This is a genomic window from Rathayibacter sp. AY2B9, from assembly GCF_002931595.1.
GTDB lineage: Bacteria > Actinomycetota > Actinomycetes > Actinomycetales > Microbacteriaceae > Rathayibacter.
The window spans coordinates 1-16081 of record NZ_PSUB01000028.1 but is presented as its reverse complement, the minus strand read 5'-3'; the positions used below and the strand labels follow the sequence as shown (position 1 = coordinate 16081).

The following is a 16081-nucleotide window of genomic DNA, read 5'->3' as shown; positions in this document are numbered from 1 at the left end:
ATCGTGTTCAGGTCCATGCCGCGCCTCCGTCCCGCGCCCGTCGGGCGTCACACGGGTGGGGTTCACTGGGGGGAGACGCCCGACGGGCGCGGGACGGAGGCGCGGCATGGACCTGAACACGATCCAGCGCGTCCGGGTGGTGCGCGAGCGCTCCGAGCTGGCGGGCCGCGGGCCGCGCTCAGCGGTCATCGGAGGCGGCTCCTGGGTGTTCTCCCTCCCCCACGACCACCTCGACGAGCTCCTCGACCTGCAGGGATTCGCGTGGGAGCCGATCGTGCGCACGGACGCCGGGCTCTCGATCGCGGCGACCTGCACGCTCAGCGAGCTCGCCGCGATGCCCGACGCGGGCGACACCGCCCATCCGCTCTTCTTCCAGTGCTGCACGGCACTGCTGGGCTCCTTCAAGATCTGGAACGTCGCCACTGTCGGCGGCAACATCGCCAACGCCCTGCCCGCCGGACCGATGATCAGCCTCGCCGCCGCGCTCGACGCCACCGCCCTCGTCTGGCGGGCCGACGGCTCGGACGTCGCCGTGCCGGTCGCCGAGCTCGTGACCGGCAACATGACCACTTCCCTGGCCCAGGACGACGTCATCCGCTCGATCGAGTTCCCGCTCTCCTCCCTCCGGGCGCGCACCGCGTTCCGCAAGACGGCGCTCTCCCCTCTCGGACGCTCCGGCGCCGTCGTCATCGGCCGCCTCGACACCGACGGCGCGTTCGTGCTCACGATCACCGCGGCGACCGTCCGGCCGGAGCGGCTCCGCTTCGCCGCCGTTCCCTCCTCGGCCGAGCTCGCCGCGGCCGTCGACGGCGTCGCGACCTGGTTCACCGACCCGCACGGAGCCGCCGACTGGCGCCACGCCGTCGTCCGCGTGCTCGCCGAGGAGATCCGCACCGAGCTGGCCGGAGGCGCCCGATGAGGTTCACCGTCAACGGGGAGCCGGTCGACGCCTCCCCCCGCCCCGGCCAGGTGCTGCGCACCCTCCTCCGCGACCACGAGCACTTCGAGGTGAAGAAGGGGTGCGACGCCGGCGACTGCGGCGCCTGCTCCGTCCTCGTCGACGGGACGCCGTTCCACTCCTGCCTCTACCCCGCCCACCGCGTCGAGGGCCGCGAGGTGACGACCGCGGCCGGCCTCGGCACGCCCGAGGAGCCGAGCGCGGTGCAGGAGGCGTTCGTCGAGGCCGGCGCGTTCCAGTGCGGCTTCTGCACGGCCGGCATGGTGGTCACGGCCACGGCGCTCGACGGAGTCCGCGCCGAGGACGTGCCGCGGCTGATGAAGGGCAACCTCTGCCGGTGCACGGGCTACCGCCCCATCCGCGGGGCCGTGACGGGCGCCTGCGCGTCCGGGCACGGCGCGCACGCGGCCGAGCCGTCCGGAGCGGATCGCACGGAGGCCCCGGTCCGCGGACGGCACGCGGCCCCGCCGTCGGGTCTCACCCCCGTCCGCCGCACCGGTCGCCCGTCGGCCGAGGAGTCCCGGGTCGGCCGCTCGCTCGGCGCGCCCGCCGGCCGGCGGATCGTCCAGGGCCGCGAGCCGTTCACCCTCGACGTCGCCGTCCCCGGCCTGCTGCACCTGAAGGTCGTCCAGAGCCCGCACGCCCACGCGCGCATCCGCTCGATCGATACGACCGCCGCCCGCGCGATGCGGGGCGTCGTCGCGGTCCTCACCGCCGAGGACGTCCCGGACGTCCTCTACTCCACCGCCCGCCACGAGTCCCGGCTCGACGACCCGGACGACACCCGCATGCTCGACACCGTCGTCCGGTTCCGCGGGCAGCGCGTGGCCGTGGTGGTCGCGGAGTCGGTGGCCGAGGCGGAGGCGGCCTGCCGCGCCGTCGAGGTCGACTACGAGGTGCTGCCCGCCGTCTTCGACCCGGAGGAGGCGCGCTCCCCCGGCGCGCCGCTCCTGCACGCCGACAAGGATCCGATCGCCTCGCGCATCGCCCGGCCGGAGGCGAACGTCGTCGCGGAGCTCCACGGAGAGTACGGGGACGTGGCCGCCGGACTCGCGGAGGCCGACGTGGTCGTCGAGGGCCGGTACTCGACCTCCCGGGTCGCGCACACGGCGCTCGAGACCCACGGCACCATCGGCTGGCTCGAGGGCGGAGAGCTGGTGCTGCGGACCTCGACGCAGGTGCCCTTCCTCGTGCGCGACGAGATCGCGCGCCTGTTCGACCGCGATCCGTCGACCGTCCGCGTCTTCACGGCACGGGTGGGCGGCGGCTTCGGCGGCAAGCAGGAGATCCTGACGGAGGACGTCGTCGCCCTCGCCGTGCTCGCCACCGGCCGGCCCGTGCAGTTCGAGTTCACCCGGAGCGACGAGTTCACGATGGCCCCCTGCCGACACCCGATGCGGGTCGGCGTCACGCTCGGCGCCCGGCGCGACGGACGGCTGACCGCCCTCGCCGTGGACGTGCTCTCGGACACCGGCGCCTACGGCAACCACGGACCCGGCGTGATGTTCCACGGCACCTCTGAGTCGGTCGCCGTCTACAGCGCGCCCAGCAAGCGCGTCGACGCGCAGGCCGTCTACACGAACAACCTCCCCTCGGGGGCGTTCCGCGGCTACGGCCTCGGGCAGGTGATCTTCGGCATCGAGTCGGCGATGGACGATCTCGCCCGCGAGCTCGGGATCGACCCGTTCGAGCTGCGGCGGATCAACGCGGTGCGCCCGGGCGAGCCGCTGGTGGTCACGCACGTCGAGGGCGACGACATCGGCTTCGCCTCCTACGGGCTCGACCAGTGCCTCGACCTCACCGAGGCGGCACTGGCCGGCGGCGGCGGCTCCCCCGCCCCCGACGGACCGGGGTGGCGGACAGGGCAGGGCACGGCACTGGCGATGATCGCCACCATCCCACCGCGGGGCCACTTCTCGGAGGCGACCGTCACCGTCGACGCCGAGGGAGTGCTGACCATCGGCGTCGGCACGGCCGAGTTCGGCAACGGGACGACCACCGTGCACACGCAGCTGGTCGCGAGCGCCTTCCGCGCCTCGGCCGACCGGGTGCGGATCCGCCAGTCCGACACGGACGCGGCCCGCTACGACACCGGAGCGTTCGGCAGCGCCGGCACGGTGGTCGCGGGCAAGGCCGTCCACTCGGCCGCGACGCGCCTCCTCGCCGAGCTGCAGGCGCTCGCCAAGCGGCTGACCGGGCACGACGAGACCTTCGAGCCCGACGACGAGGGCCTGCTCGCTCCGGACGGCACCCGGGTCGCGTTCGCCGATCTGGTCCGTGCGGCCGGCGGACCGGTCACCGCGACCGGGAGCGAGGACGGCGCTCAGCGCTCGCTCGCGTTCAACGTCCAGGGCTTCCGCGTCGCGGTGCACGAGCCGACGGGCGAGGTGCGGATCCTGCAGTCGGTCCAGGCGGCCGACGCCGGCTTCGTGATCAACCCGGCGCAGTGCCGCGGGCAGGTCGAGGGTGGAGTGGCGCAGGCGATCGGCTCGGCGCTGTACGAGGAGGTGATCCTCGACGGCGAGGGCACCGTGACCACGGCGATCCTCCGGAACTACCACATCCCGCAGATGGCGGACGTGCCCGAGACCGAGGTGCTCTTCGCGGACACCGCCGACGAGCTCGGGCCGTTCGGCGCGAAGTCGATGAGCGAGGCGCCATACAACCCGGTCGCCCCCGCACTCGCCAACGCCGTCCGCGACGCGATCGGCGTGCGGCCGACCGAGCTGCCGCTCTCCCGCGACCGGATCTGGCGGCTCCTGCACCCGGACGCCGCCCCGGTCGCGTCCGTCGAGGCGGAGGCGCCGCCCGGTTGAACGACGACGAGCTGAGCGCCGATCGGCGGCCGCAGCTCAGACGCGCGACGCCAGCTCCGTGCTCGCCCGGGCGACCTCGCGGGCGATCGCGTCCTCGTCCGCGTTCACCAGCCGTCCCTCCCGCACCGTCGGGCGACCCTGCACCAGGAGCAGGCTCAGCGGGGGCTGCGCCCCGAGCGCGAGGGCCGCGACCGGGTCCGCGATGCCCGCGTGCTCGATCCCGTCGATCCGCCAGAGCGCGAGGTCGGCGAGCTTGCCGACCTCGATCGAGCCGATCTCGTCCTGCCGGCCGAGCACCCGGGCCCCGCCGATGGTGGCGACCGAGAGCGCCTGCCGGGCGCTCATCCGGTCGGCGCCGGCGCGCAGGCGGTTCATCAGCACCGCGGCGCGGATCTCGGAGCCGAGCTGCCCGGACTCGTTCGACGCCGCGCCGTCCACGCCGAGGCCGACCGGGGCTCCCGCAGCCAGCAGCTGCGGGATCGGCGCGATGCCCGCCGCGAGCCGGCCGTTCGAGGACGGGCAGTGCGCGACTCCGGTGCCCGTGGCCGCGAACTTCGCGATCGCGTCGGCGTCGAGGTGGACGCAGTGCGCCATCCAGACGTCGTCGCCGAGCCAGCCGAGCGACTCCAGGTGGTCGGTGGGCGAGAGGCCGAACGCCTCCCGCGTGTAGGCGTCCTCCTCCACGGTCTCGGAGCCGTGGGTGTGCAGCCGGACCCCGAGCTGACGGGCGAGGACGGCCGACTCGCGCAGCAGGTCGGTGGTCACCGAGAAGGGCGAGCACGGGGCGATCGCGACCCGCACCATCGCGTCGGCGGAGGCGTCGTGGTACCGCTGGACCGCCTCTCCGCTGGCCTGGAGCGCGGCCGCCGTGGTCTCGACGGCGAAGTCCGGCGGGAGGCCGCCCCGGGACTCGCCGAGGTCCATCGACCCGCGGGTCGCGTGCAGCCGGAGGCCGAGGGTGCCGGCCGCGTCGACGATGCCGCCGACGATGTCGCCGGAGCCCCGCGGGAAGACGTAGTGGTGGTCGGCGACGGTGCTGCAGCCGGACCGGGCGAGGACGCCCATCGCGCCGAGGGCGGCGGAGCGGGTCAGGTCGGCGTCGATGCGGGACCAGGCGGGGTAGAGCGCGACGAGCCAGTCGAAAAGGATCGAGTCCTGCGCCCAGCCGCGGGTGAGCCACTGGTAGAGGTGGTGGTGCGTGTTGACGAGCCCGGGAGTGAGCAGGTGGCCGCGGCCGTCGACCCGCGTGAGCGCGATCGCCTCCTGCGCCGGCAGGCCCGTCGGGGACCGTCCGTCGAGGGCCCACGCCGGAGGGTCGCCGGCTCCGACGGCGACGATGCGGGAGTCGTCGACGACGACGTGGCCGACGGGGTGCTCGGTCCCGTGCGCGTCGACGGTGGCGACGTGGGCTCCGGTGAGGACGTGGCGCTGCATGCCCCGAGCATGGCAGCGCGGTGTTTCGCGGCCGTTTCCCGCCGGAGTGCGAGCAGGCCGGCGCGATCACGACGGCGCGCCATCGAGGGAGGACGTGCGGCTCAGCGCGCCGCGTGGATCGGGCCCGAGCGCCCCGCGAGCGGCTCCCCGGACGTCCCCGTGCGCGCGGCGAGGACCTCCGCGAGGATCGACACGGCCGTCTCCTCCGGCGTCGACGCGCCGATGTCCAGGCCGATCGGCGAGTGCAGGCGGGCGAGCGCCTCCTCCGTCACTCCCGCCTCGCGCAGCAGCCGCAGCCGCCGCTCATGGGTGCGCCGCGACCCCATCGCGCCGACGTAGGCGACCGGGAGCGCGAGCGCGGTCTCGAGCAGCGGGATGTCGAACTTCTCGTCGTGCGTGAGCACCGCGATCACGGTGCGCGAGTCGACCTCGGCGCGGGCGAGGTGGTCGGACGGCCACTCGACCACGACCTCGTCGGCGCCGGAGAAGCGCTCGGCGGTCGCGAACACCGGACGCGCGTCGCAGACGGTCACGCGGTAGCCGAGCAGGGCGCCTGCGGAGCAGAGCGCGGCGGAGAAGTCGACGGCGCCGTAGATCAGCAGGCGCGGCCGCTCGGCGTGCACGATGTAGGCGATCTCGAGCTCGGCGCTCCGGCAGGCGGTCTCGACCGTGGCCGAGCGGCCGGAGGCCAGGCGCGCCTCGCGCTCGGCGAGGATGCGGCGGGCGGTGTCCTCGTCCAGGTGCGGGCCGACGACGTCCTGGAGGCGCGTCGCTCCGGTGAGGACGAGGCCGATCAGCTCCTCCGGGCCGCCGACGACGATCGCCAGCGCGGCCGAGCGGCCGGCGCGGGCGGCGCGCAGCTCGGCGAGGACCGCGGTGGAGCCGGAGTCGACGACCTGGCCGAACACGCGCAGCTGCCCCCCGCAGGACAGGCCCGCGGCGAAGGCCGCCTCGTCGTCGAAGCCGAAGTGCTCGGACGCGCTGCCCGAGGTGCCGAGCACCTCCTGGGCCAGCGCGTACCCCTGCGCCTCGACGCAGCCGCCGGAGATCGAGCCGATCGCGCGCCCCTCCGCGTCCACCGCCATTGAGGACCCGAGAGCGCGGGGAGCCGAGCCGAAGACGTGCGTGACCGTGACGACCGCGACGCTCCCGCCCGCCTCGACGCGCTCGAGCAGGGGGTCGGCGATGTCGAGCACGACGGCCTCCTCTTCTCGGACGGGAGGCGACGGCGCCGGGGCTGCGGGGAGGCCGGGCGGAGCCGCCGACGGGCGCTCACACGCAGGAAACATGCCGAGTATAGGGTCGATCCATGCCTGACGACGCTCCCTTCCTCGACCTCGTGATCCGCGCCTCCGACGTGCTGACCGAGAACGGCCGGCGTCCGGCCAGCATCGCGATCGCCGAGGGCCTGATCGTCGCGGTCGGCGAGCGGGACGCCCCCTGGCGGACCACGGAGGAGATCGTCCTCCCCGAGGGCCAGGTCCTGATCCCGGGGATCGTCGACACCCACGTGCACGTCAACGAGCCGGGCCGCACGGAGTGGGAGGGCTTCGCCTCCGCCACCCGCGCGGCCGCCGCCGGGGGCGTCACCACGATCATCGACATGCCGCTGAACTCGATCCCGCCGACCACCACGGTGGCGGGGCTCGAGGCCAAGCGCGCGGCCGCCGGGCCGCAGGCGCAGGTGGACGTCGGCTTCTGGGGCGGGGCGATCCCCTCGAACCTCGGCACGCTGCGCGAGCTCCACGACGCGGGCGTCTTCGGCTTCAAGTGCTTCCTCTCGCCGAGCGGCGTGGACGAGTTCCCGCACCTGAGCCGGGAGCAGCTCGTCGAGGCGATGCGCGAGATCGCCGCCTTCGACGGACTGCTGATCGTGCACGCCGAGGACCCGGCCGAGCTGGAGGCGAGCGCGCTGGAGCCCGGCGCCTCCTACGGCGCGTTCGTCGACTCCCGCCCGCCCGCCTCCGAGCGCAGCGCGATCCTGCACGTGATCGAGGCCGTCCGCGAGACCGGCTGCCGCGCGCACATCCTGCACCTCTCCTCCGCCGACGCGCTGCCGCTCCTGCGCGAGGCGAAGGCCGAGGGGCTGCCGATCTCCGCCGAGACCTGCCCGCACTACCTCACCTTCGACGCCGGCTCGATCCCCGACGGCGGCACGCAGTTCAAGTGCTGCCCGCCGATCCGCGACGAGCGCAATCGCGAGCAGCTCTGGAAGGGGCTGCTCGACGGATCGATCGACATCATCGCCTCGGACCACTCCCCCGCCACCGCCGAGCTGAAGCTCCCCGCCGGCGGCGACTTCGGCGTCGCCTGGGGCGGGATCTCGGGACTCGAGCTGAGCTTCCGCGCGGTCTGGACCGGGGCCCGCGAGCGGGGCATCCCGCTCGAGCAGGTCGTCGCCTGGATGTCCACGGCGACCGCCGCGTTCGCCGGGCTCGGCCAGAAGGGCCTGCTGCACGCGGGGTCCGACGCCGACCTGGTCGCGTTCGACCCGGAGGCGCAGTGGCGCGTGGACGTCGACGCCCTCTCGCACCGGAACCCCGTCTCGGCCTACGAGGGCCGCGTCCTCCGCGGCGCCGTCGCCGCCACCTGGGTGGGCGGCCGACGCGTCACCGCCGAGACGGTCCCGCCCGCCGGGCGCCTCCTCAGCCGCCCCTGACCTCGACCCGCCGATGCCCCGCCTCCCTGACGACACCTCGGGGAGCTCCCCCGCTCACGCCGAGCGCCGCCGTGTCATCGGCAGGTTTCGAGTGTGTGAACGGAGGCGGGTCGGAGCCGCGGAGCGGGCGGATCGCACAAGACTCGGCGTTCCGGCGGCGGCTCCTCGGGATGCTCCGCCGGTGCGCGGAGCCCCCGGCAGGCGCGAGGCTGGCAGACGGGCTCGCAGGAGCCGCGAGCAGGACGGGCACCACCGCGTGACCGGGCCCGGCCGCACGGAACGGACAGGAGCGGACATGTCGATCATCCTCGGGGACCACCAGTACGGGAAGGCCGAGAACCGCGTCGTGCGGATCTACCGCGAGACCCCGCGGCACGAGATCCACGACGTCAACGTCTCCACGGCCCTCCGCGGCGACTTCGAGGCCGCGCACCGAGAGGGCGACCAGTCGGCCGTCCTGCCCACGGACACGCAGAAGCAGACGGCGTACGCCTTCGCCAAGGAGAAGGGCCTGCGCTCGATCGAGCCCTACGGCCTCGAGCTGGCCCGCCACTTCGTCGACGGCTACGAGCCCGTCCACGGCGCCCGCATCGAGATCGAGGAGTTCGCCTGGGAGCGCGTGCTGGTGGACGGGCGCGAGCACGACCACACCTGGGTCCGGAAGTGCCAGGAGACGCGGATCGCGTCGGTCACGGTCGAGGGCTCGGGCGACGAGCAGCGGATCTGGATCACCGGCGGCTTCAAGGACCTCACGATCCTGAAGTCCACGGGGAGCGAGTTCCACGGCTTCCTCACCGACCCGTACACGGTCCTGCAGCCGACGAACGACCGGGTGATGGCGACCTCGCTGGTCGCGAAGTGGCGCTTCGCCCTGAGCGAGGACGAGATCGCGGCGATGGACTGGGAGGCGGTCTACGCGGGCGTCAAGGCGCTCATGACGAGCCGCTTCGCGACCGTGCACTCCCTCGCCCTCCAGCAGACGCTCTTCGAGATGGGGAAGGCGGTCCTGGAGGAGTACCCGCAGATCGTCGAGATCCGTCTCTCCGCGCCGAACAAGCACCACTTCGTCTACGACCTCTCGCCCTTCGGCGTCGAGAACGACAACGAGGTCTTCCACGCCGCCGACCGTCCCTACGGGCTGATCCAGGCGAGCGTCACCCGCGACGACGCGCCGCCCGCGGGATCCGCCTGGACCGCCTACACGGGCTTGGTGTGACCGGCGCCGGGGGCGTCCACCGGGGGCACGTGCTGCACGTCGCCGGGGGTGCGACGCTCGCGACCGCGCGGGAGTCGCTGGTGTCGATCCCGGACGGCGCTCTCGCCGTGGACGAGGACGGCACGATCGCCTGGGTCGGTCCGTACCGCGAGCTGCCGGACCGCTTCGCTCTCCTGCCGGTCTCCGGCGACGCCGCGTCGATCCTGCTGCCCGGCTTCGTCGACGCGCACGTGCACTTCCCCCAGACGTTCTCGACCGACGGCTTCGGCGGCGGCCAGCTGCTCGAGTGGCTCGACCGGACGGTGTTCCCGGCGGAGGCGCGGCTCGCCGACCCGGAGTTCGCCGACGTCGTCGCGCGCGCCTTCACCCGGCGGCGGGTGGCCGCGGGCACGACCGCCGCGATGGTCTTCGGCTCCGCGTTCCCGGCCGCGCAGGACGCCCTCTTCGAGCGCACCCGCGAGGCGGGGCTGCGGATCGTGTCGGGGCGCGGCATCCAGACCACGGGCCCGGTCTCGGCGGCTCCCCTGATCACCTCCGAGGAGGAGGCGCTGACGCTCGCGTCGGAGGAGATCGACCGCTGGCACGGGAGGGACCCGCTCCTGCAGGTCGCGCTCGTCCCGCGGTTCTCGCTGTCCGTCACTCCCCGGACCCTCGGAGCGCTCGGCGAACTCTACGACGACGTCCGCGGACGCGGCGTCTACGTGCACAGCCACCTCAACGAGAACGACCGGCCCGGCGACGGCGAGATCGCCGCCGTGCTCGGCTCGTACGGCACCCGCAGCTACCTCGACACCTACGACGGGCTCTTCCTGCCCGGCTCCGCGCGCGGCGGCTCCTCCCTCCTCGGGCCGCGCACGATCCTCGCTCACGCCGTGCACTGCCAGGACGCGGAGCTGCACCGGATGGAGGAGACCGGCACCTCGATCGCCCACTGCCCGACCTCGCAGCAGTTCCTCGGCTCCGGCACCATGCCCTGGCGCCGGACCGTCGCCTCGGGGGTCACCGTCGCCCTCGGTTCGGACGTGGGCGCGGGCGACGAGTGGCTGCTGGCGCGAGTGGCGAACGACGCCTTCAAGGTGCACCTCTCGGAGCCCGGCGACGCGGCCGTCGCCCTGCATCCGGCCGAGCTCCTGTTCACGGCGACGCTCGCCGGCGCACGGGCGCTCGACCAGGAGGACCGGTTCGGCAGCCTCGACCCCGGGAAGGACGCGGACTTCCTCCGCATCGAGCCCGACCGGTGGGAGCCGCTCGCCGACGTCCTCGCCCACGGGATCCGCGCGGACGACGAGGAGGAGGCGACGGCCCAGCTGCTCTTCGCCCTGCTGATGACCCTGCGCGAGCCGGCGATCGCCGCGGTGCACGTCCGGGGCAGGCGGATCGTGGCTCCGGAGTGACGGGGCCGGCCCGGGAAGCGCGGTGCGGACCGCGCGCACCCGGCCGTCAGCGCAGGCGCAGCGCCAGGAACAGGTCGGCGCGGTCCGCGGTGTCCGACAGGTCGCGCTGCGTCAGCTCCTCCACCCTCGCGATGCGGTACCGCACCGTGTTCAGGTGCAGGTGCGTCTGCTCCGCCGTGCGCACCCACGAGCCGCCGCAGTCGAGGAACGCCGCGAGCGTGGCGACCAGCTGCGAGCCGTAGCGCGCGTCGTGCTCGACGAGCCGCCCGAGCACCAGCTCGACGAACACCGAGCGCAGGTGGTCGGGGACCGCGCTCAGCAGCTGCACGGCGGAGGTGACCTCCCCGGAGTCGCTGACCCGCACCGGAGCGTCGTCGCCCGGAGAGCCCGGCAGCAGCATCCCGTAGCGTGCCGAGCGGAGGGCGCCGCCGAGCGCGGGCAGCGGAGTCGCGGCGCTCGTCCCGACGCGCAGCACGGCGCCCGGCCACGCGGCTCCCGCTCGTCGCAGCGCCGAGGTGACGACGGCGAGCGGATCCGCGCCGGTGGGGATCGCATCGGTCGCCTCGGTGGGCAGCACCGCCACCGCGCAGCCCTGGGCGTCGCGTCCGACCACGGCGCGGCCCAGGTGCGCGGCGGCGTCGACCAGGACACGGCGCGCCAGGTCCGGGGGCGCGTCGCCCTCGAACTCGGCGGCGACCACGGCGCACCGCCCGGCGCCGCCGAGTCCGAGCTGCCGCAGGTACACCGCGGCCTCGGGCTGCTCGCTGTCCTCCTCCACGAGCTCGAGCAGGCGGTCGGCGAGAGCGGAGTCGGCCGAGAGCGCCGCCTCCCGCTGCAGCCGGTAGACCCCCACGACTCCGGCGAGCTCCGTCACGGCGTCGAGTACTGCGGCGGGCCAGTCGTTCCAGTCGCCCCCGACGACGACCAGCCAGGAGGTGGCGCGGTGCTCGCCCGCGCCTGCGACGGTGAGGACCGACAGGGCGCCGCCGCGGGCGTCCGCGACCACGACCGGGCTGCGCCGGGCCGTGAGCGCCGCGTGCACGACCCGCTCGATCTCCCCCAGCCCCAGGGGCGAGGCGGAGGCCGCGGTCCGGCCGGTCGCGGTCAGCACCGACACGGGGAGTCCGAGCTCGCGCGAGGTGCGCGTGACGAGCTCGTCGAGCTGCTGCCCCCGGTAGACCTCGGTCAGCAGCTCCCGCTGGCGGGCGAGGGCGGCCGTCAGCCGGGCCACGCGGTCGCCGGCGAGAGCGTTCGACAGGTGCGCCGTGATCGCGCCGAACGACACATCGGCCGGCACGGCGATCAGCGGGACGTCGTGCTCGCGGCAGGCGACGACGAGGTCGTCCGGCACGAAGCCCAGCAGCCCCTCGCCGGCGAGCAGAGCGCTGGCACCCGAGTCCGCGACCGCGGCGACGAAGGCCGCGCTGTCCTGGGCGTCCCGACGCCAGACCAGACCGGTCAGCACCAGCTGGTCGCGCGAGATGTAGCGGCGCGGGTCGAGGAGATCGGTCGTGAAGATGCCGTCGACCGGCCGCGCGAGCGCTCCGTCGCCGGCGACCAGCACGCGCAGCCGCAGCTGCGGCGCGTCGAGGACGTCCTGCAGCTGCATCAGCTGCCCCGGTAGGTCGAGTAGGCGAAGGGGCTGAGCAGGAGCGGGATGTGGAAGTGCGCCTCCTCGTCGTCGAGGCGGAAGGCGACGACGACCTCGGGGTAGAACGACTCGGTGCCCGAGGCGGCGAACCAGGCGCCGGTGTCGAAGACGACCCGGTGCACCCCGGCGGCCAGGCGCTCCGGCCCGAAGGCCGCCACGCGGCCGTCGTCGTCGGTGCGGGCCTCGGCGAGGCGCTCCCAGCCGGAGCCGACGCGGGCGTCGAGAGCTACCGGGACCCCGCGCGCGGGGCGGCCGCGGACGGCGTCGAGCACGTGGGTGGTGACGTGGCTGGCGTGCCCGCTCATCGTGCGGCCTCCGCCCGGACGAGGCGCCCGTCGTCGAGGCCGCGGACCCGCAGCACCGTGATCTCCCGCAGCTGCTCCGCGACGATGCGGGCCTCCGTCTCGTCGTCGAGCCCGAGTCTCCGCTCCAGCTCCGCGACGACCTCGGCCCGGTCGCGGCCGGCCGCGCGGAGGAGGAACACGCGCCCGAACCGCTTCTCGTAGGCGCGGTTGCCGGCCAGCAGCCGCCGGGTCAGCTCCTCGTCGCCCGTGCGGCTCGCCGCCTGCTCCGCGGCCGAGAACGCGGAGGAGCGCCCCGCACCCGCGTGCCGCTCCCCGATCCGCGGGTGGTCGGCCAGCGCCGCCTCCACCTCCTCCTCGGTGAGCGTGCGCGCGGCCCGCTCGGCCGCGTCGGCGAGCGCGTCGGCCGACGGGTAGGGCGCGCCGGAGGCGACCTCGTCGGCCCAGCGCGGGACGGCGAGGCACGCGAGCAGCACGTCGCGGGCGGTCTCGGATCGGGTGTCGGTCATGCGGTCTCCTTCGTCCGGCGGAGCAGGGGCTCGGCCTGCGGCACGATGGTCGGATGGATCTGGTCGGGAGTCGGGACCTCGTCGGGCTGGTGCTCGCGGCCGGTACGGGGCGCCGGGCGGGCGGCCCGAAGGCGCTGCGGCGCGACGCGGCGGGAGTGCCCTGGGTCGAGCGGGCCGTCGAGAGACTCCGTGCGGTCGGCTGCGAGCGGGTGCTCGTGGTCCTGGGCGCGGAGGCCGGACGGGCGCGCCTCCTGGTGCCGCCGTCCGCGGACGTGGTCGTCGCGGCGGAGTGGGAGAGCGGCCTCTCGGCGTCGCTCCGCGCGGGTCTCGCCGCGGCCGAGGGCGTCGCCGCGCTGGTCGCCCTGGTCGACCTGCCCGAGGAGCCGCCGAGCGTGGGGGCCCGGCTGCTCGCGGAGGCGCCGGTCGCGCCGGACGTGCTCGCCCGCGCGGTCTTCCGCGGTCGGCCCGGTCATCCGGTGCTGCTGGGACGGGACCACTGGCCGGAGCTCCTCGAGGGCGTGCACGGCGACTCCGGCGCGCGCGACCTGCTCCGCGCGAGGGGCGCGCGCGGGGTGGAGTGCGGCGATCTGTGGTCGGGAGCCGACCGCGACGGGCCGGACTGAGCGGTTCACGCCAGGCCCGCGTCGTCGAGGGCGGCGGCCAGCGCCCGCCAGGCCAGCGTCGCGCAGACGGAGCGGACGGGGTTGCCCGCCACCGCGAGCAGCGCCTGCTCCTCGCCTGCGAGGGCACCCTCCCGGTGCGCCATCGCCGCGAGGAACGCGTCGATCCGCTCCCGCATGTCCGACGCCGGCAGCCCGTCGAGACCGTCCGCGAGCAGCGACGCGGATCCCCGCGAGACCTCGCACCCCCGCCCGCTCCAGGCGAGGCGCACCTGCTCCGCGCCGCCGTCGACGCGCAGCTCGATCCGGTCGCCGCAGGTGGGGGTGATCAGCTCGGCCCGGCCGAGGGCCGGAGTCGGGTCGGCCTGCCCGACGGGGTCCTTGGCGTGCGCGCGGATCAGCTCCGCCGCCTCGCTCACGGCCGGTCCTCCAGCTCGGCGAGCTCCGCGTAGGCCGTGCTGATCCCGGCGATCCGCTCGCGCGACTCCCTCGGCGACGCCCCGAGCACTCCGGAGGCCACGAGCGCGACCGCGCTCATCGCCGATGCGTAGCTGTCCAGCGCCGTGCCGCTGTCGACCGGGCACTCCAGCCAGACCGCCGCGTGCTCCGCGTAGCGCCGGGCGGGCGGATCCGCGAGGAGCACCACGGGCACCTCGCGCGCGGCGAGCGTCCCGATCAGGGCCGTGAAGGAGGCGGGGCGGCGGCGGAAGCCGACCAGCACCACGACGTCCTCGGCTCCGAGCCCCTCGAGCTCCTCACCGAGCGACTGGCCGGGCTGCGGGGCGATCCGGACGCGTCCGCGCGCCTGCGCGAGCTGCTGGCGCAGGTGCAGCGCCACCGGGTAGCTGTTGCGCAGTCCGATCACGACGACCTCGCGTGCTCCCGCGATCAGCCGCACCGCCTCCTCCAGCCGCCCGTCGCCGAACGCGGCGGCCAGCCGGGCCAGGTTCGCCCGCTCGCTCTCGAGGTGCGCGGCGAGCGGATCCCCCTGTCCCTGCGCGGGACCGACCGGCACACCGGAGGACCGCAGCGCCCGGGCGTGCTCGCGCACCTCCTGCGAGTTCGAGAACCCCAGGCGGCGGAACAGCCGCGAGACCGTGGCCTTGGACACTCCGCTGTGCTGGGCGAGCTCGGTCGCCGTGTAGACGGCCAGGTCGCCGAGGTGGTCGAGGATGAAGTCGGCCGCCCGCTGCTCCTGCCGCGACAGCGCGGCGTAGCCGGCATCGATGCGGTGACCGATGCTCGTCGAGGGGGCCGGGGCGGGGGTCACGCGGTCGGCGTCCCGTCCGCGAGCGCCAGCACGGCCGCCTCGAACGCGTCGAGCGCGGTCGCGACGTCGGCCTCGGTCACGTTCTCGTCCGGGTGGTGGCTGACGCCGCCCTCGCAGCGGAGGAAGAGCATCGCGTACTCGGCGAGGTCGGCGACCGCCATCGCGTCGTGGCCGGCCTTGGAGAACAGCACCATCGGCTCCGCGTCCCCGGTCGCGCGGATGCCCGCCCGCACGACGTCCTGCAGCCGAGAGGAGGCGACGACCGCGGGGGCCGAGTGGGTCTCCTCCACCGTCAGCGCGAGACGGCGGCGCGACGCCGACTCCGACATCGCGTGCTCGATGGCGTCCCACGCCGCGTCGCGCTGGGCGTCGGTCTCGGCGCGGAGGTCGAGGCTGAACTCGACCCGGCCGGGGATGACGTTGACCGCGCCCGGGAAGGTCTCGAGCCGGCCGACCGTGGCGATCACGCCCTGCTCCCGCGCGATGCGCTCCACCGCGAGCACGGCCTCGGCCGCCCCGGTGAGCGCGTCGCGGCGGCGGTCGAGCGGAACTCCGCCCGCGTGCCCGGCCTTGCCGGTGAGGGTGAGTGCGAAGCGGCGGGCGCCCGCGATCGAGGAGACCACGGCGAGGGCGCAGTCAGCCTCCTCCAGGTAGGGGCCCTGCTCGATGTGCGCCTCGAGGTAGGCGAGAACGTCCTGCGCGTCGCGCGCGGCGGTGCGGATGCGCGAGGGGTCCAGCCCGAACTCGTGGAACGCCTCGACGAGCGTCGTCCCGTCGGCGTCCTCGAGCTCCCACCAGTGCTCGTCCCAGGTGCCGGCGAGGGCGCGGGAGCCGAGGAGCGCTGTGCCGAAGCGGGTGCCCTCCTCGTCGCCGAACGCGACGACCTCGACGGCGAACGGCAGGCGCCGGCCCGCCCCGTGCAGGCGCGACACCACGGCGATCGCGAGCATCACGCCGAGGATCCCGTCGTAGCGGCCCGCGTCGGGCACCGTGTCGAGGTGCGAGCCGAGCAGGAGCGCCGGGAGTCCCGGAGTCGCGCCCTCGTAGCGGCCGCACTGGTTGCCGGCCGCGTCCTGCCAGGTGCGCATGCCGGCCTCGGTCATCCAGCGCGCGGCCATCGCGTTCACCCGGGCGTGCTCGGGCGAGAGGTAGACCCGCTCGATGCCGTCGCGGTCTCCTCCAGCCGCCACGCCACCGACCGGCTCTCCCCCCCCCCCGAGCGCGCCCGCGCGACCCCGCTCCCACCGCCCCG

Annotated in this window: 14 protein-coding genes; 6 read left to right on the top strand and 8 right to left on the bottom strand. The window is 75.1% G+C overall.

All coding sequences use genetic code 11. From position 1 onward, the window contains the following. Window positions 1-106: 106 nt before the first annotated feature. Both C5C25_RS15955 and C5C25_RS15950 read left to right on the top strand, forming a co-directional pair. On the top strand, window positions 107-919 hold the full coding sequence (locus C5C25_RS15955) for an FAD binding domain-containing protein (protein ID WP_104251164.1): 813 nt from the start codon (window positions 107-109) through the stop codon (window positions 917-919). Next, the gene (locus C5C25_RS15950; RefSeq protein ID WP_104251163.1) at window positions 916-3774 is read left to right on the top strand and encodes a molybdopterin cofactor-binding domain-containing protein; all 2859 of its coding nucleotides are present in this window, start codon (window positions 916-918) and stop codon (window positions 3772-3774) included. Before C5C25_RS15955 ends, C5C25_RS15950 begins: the two co-directional genes overlap by 4 nt. A 36-nt stretch (window positions 3775-3810) precedes the next feature. On the opposite strand, the gene C5C25_RS15945 is transcribed toward C5C25_RS15950, so the two are convergent. Next, window positions 3811-5208 (bottom strand): 8-oxoguanine deaminase, encoded by a 1398-nt coding sequence (locus C5C25_RS15945; protein ID WP_104248247.1) that lies wholly within the window; start codon window positions 5206-5208, stop codon window positions 3811-3813. Between the two features lie 101 nt (window positions 5209-5309). Then, the gene (locus tag C5C25_RS15940; protein WP_104251162.1) at window positions 5310-6404 is read right to left on the bottom strand and encodes an XdhC family protein; all 1095 of its coding nucleotides are present in this window, start codon (window positions 6402-6404) and stop codon (window positions 5310-5312) included. Window positions 6405-6517: 113 nt separating this feature from the next. Here C5C25_RS15940 and allB point away from each other — a divergent pair, with 113 nt between their 5' ends. The 3 genes from allB (at window position 6518) to C5C25_RS15925 (ending at window position 10477) form a co-directional block, all read left to right on the top strand. Next, window positions 6518-7867, top strand: coding sequence for an allantoinase AllB (gene allB / locus C5C25_RS15935; protein ID WP_104251161.1), 1350 nt, complete (start codon window positions 6518-6520; stop codon window positions 7865-7867). Between the two features lie 295 nt (window positions 7868-8162). Further along, complete coding sequence (pucL, locus tag C5C25_RS15930) at window positions 8163-9083, top strand: factor-independent urate hydroxylase (protein ID WP_104251160.1); 921 nt, start codon at window positions 8163-8165, stop codon at window positions 9081-9083. Next, entirely contained in the window at window positions 9080-10477 is a 1398-nt protein-coding gene (locus tag C5C25_RS15925) for an amidohydrolase family protein (protein ID WP_104251159.1), read from the top strand. The genes pucL and C5C25_RS15925 overlap by 4 nt, the downstream gene beginning before the upstream one ends. A gap of 46 nt (window positions 10478-10523) precedes the next feature. Here the strand turns inward: C5C25_RS15925 and C5C25_RS15920 are convergent, their stop codons facing one another. From C5C25_RS15920 to uraD, 3 genes are read right to left on the bottom strand one after another with little or no spacing between them, the layout of a single operon-like run. Next, complete coding sequence (locus C5C25_RS15920) at window positions 10524-12086, bottom strand: PucR family transcriptional regulator (protein WP_104226647.1); 1563 nt, start codon at window positions 12084-12086, stop codon at window positions 10524-10526. Beyond that, entirely contained in the window at window positions 12086-12433 is a 348-nt protein-coding gene (gene uraH, locus C5C25_RS15915; RefSeq protein WP_104251158.1) for a hydroxyisourate hydrolase, read from the bottom strand. The genes C5C25_RS15920 and uraH overlap by 1 nt, the downstream gene beginning before the upstream one ends. Then, window positions 12430-12939, bottom strand: a complete 510-nt coding sequence (gene uraD, locus C5C25_RS15910; RefSeq protein ID WP_104251157.1) for a 2-oxo-4-hydroxy-4-carboxy-5-ureidoimidazoline decarboxylase — start codon at window positions 12937-12939, stop codon at window positions 12430-12432. Before uraD ends, uraH begins: the two co-directional genes overlap by 4 nt. A gap of 53 nt (window positions 12940-12992) precedes the next feature. Between uraD and C5C25_RS15905 the strand changes: the two genes are divergently transcribed. Beyond that, a complete protein-coding gene (locus tag C5C25_RS15905; RefSeq protein ID WP_104251156.1) occupies window positions 12993-13562 on the top strand; it encodes an NTP transferase domain-containing protein in 570 nt (189 codons plus the stop codon). A gap of 5 nt (window positions 13563-13567) precedes the next feature. Here the strand turns inward: C5C25_RS15905 and C5C25_RS15900 are convergent, their stop codons facing one another. From C5C25_RS15900 to C5C25_RS15890, 3 genes are read right to left on the bottom strand one after another with little or no spacing between them, the layout of a single operon-like run. Next, a complete protein-coding gene (locus C5C25_RS15900; RefSeq protein WP_104223491.1) occupies window positions 13568-13978 on the bottom strand; it encodes an iron-sulfur cluster assembly scaffold protein in 411 nt (136 codons plus the stop codon). After that, complete coding sequence (locus tag C5C25_RS15895) at window positions 13975-14829, bottom strand: MurR/RpiR family transcriptional regulator (protein WP_219812337.1); 855 nt, start codon at window positions 14827-14829, stop codon at window positions 13975-13977. The genes C5C25_RS15900 and C5C25_RS15895 overlap by 4 nt, the downstream gene beginning before the upstream one ends. Beyond that, window positions 14826-16019 carry an allantoate amidohydrolase gene (locus tag C5C25_RS15890; protein ID WP_104251155.1) on the bottom strand — a complete coding sequence of 398 codons (1194 nt, stop codon included), beginning with the start codon at window positions 16017-16019 and terminating at the stop codon, window positions 14826-14828. The genes C5C25_RS15895 and C5C25_RS15890 overlap by 4 nt, the downstream gene beginning before the upstream one ends. Window positions 16020-16081: the final 62 nt, after the last annotated feature.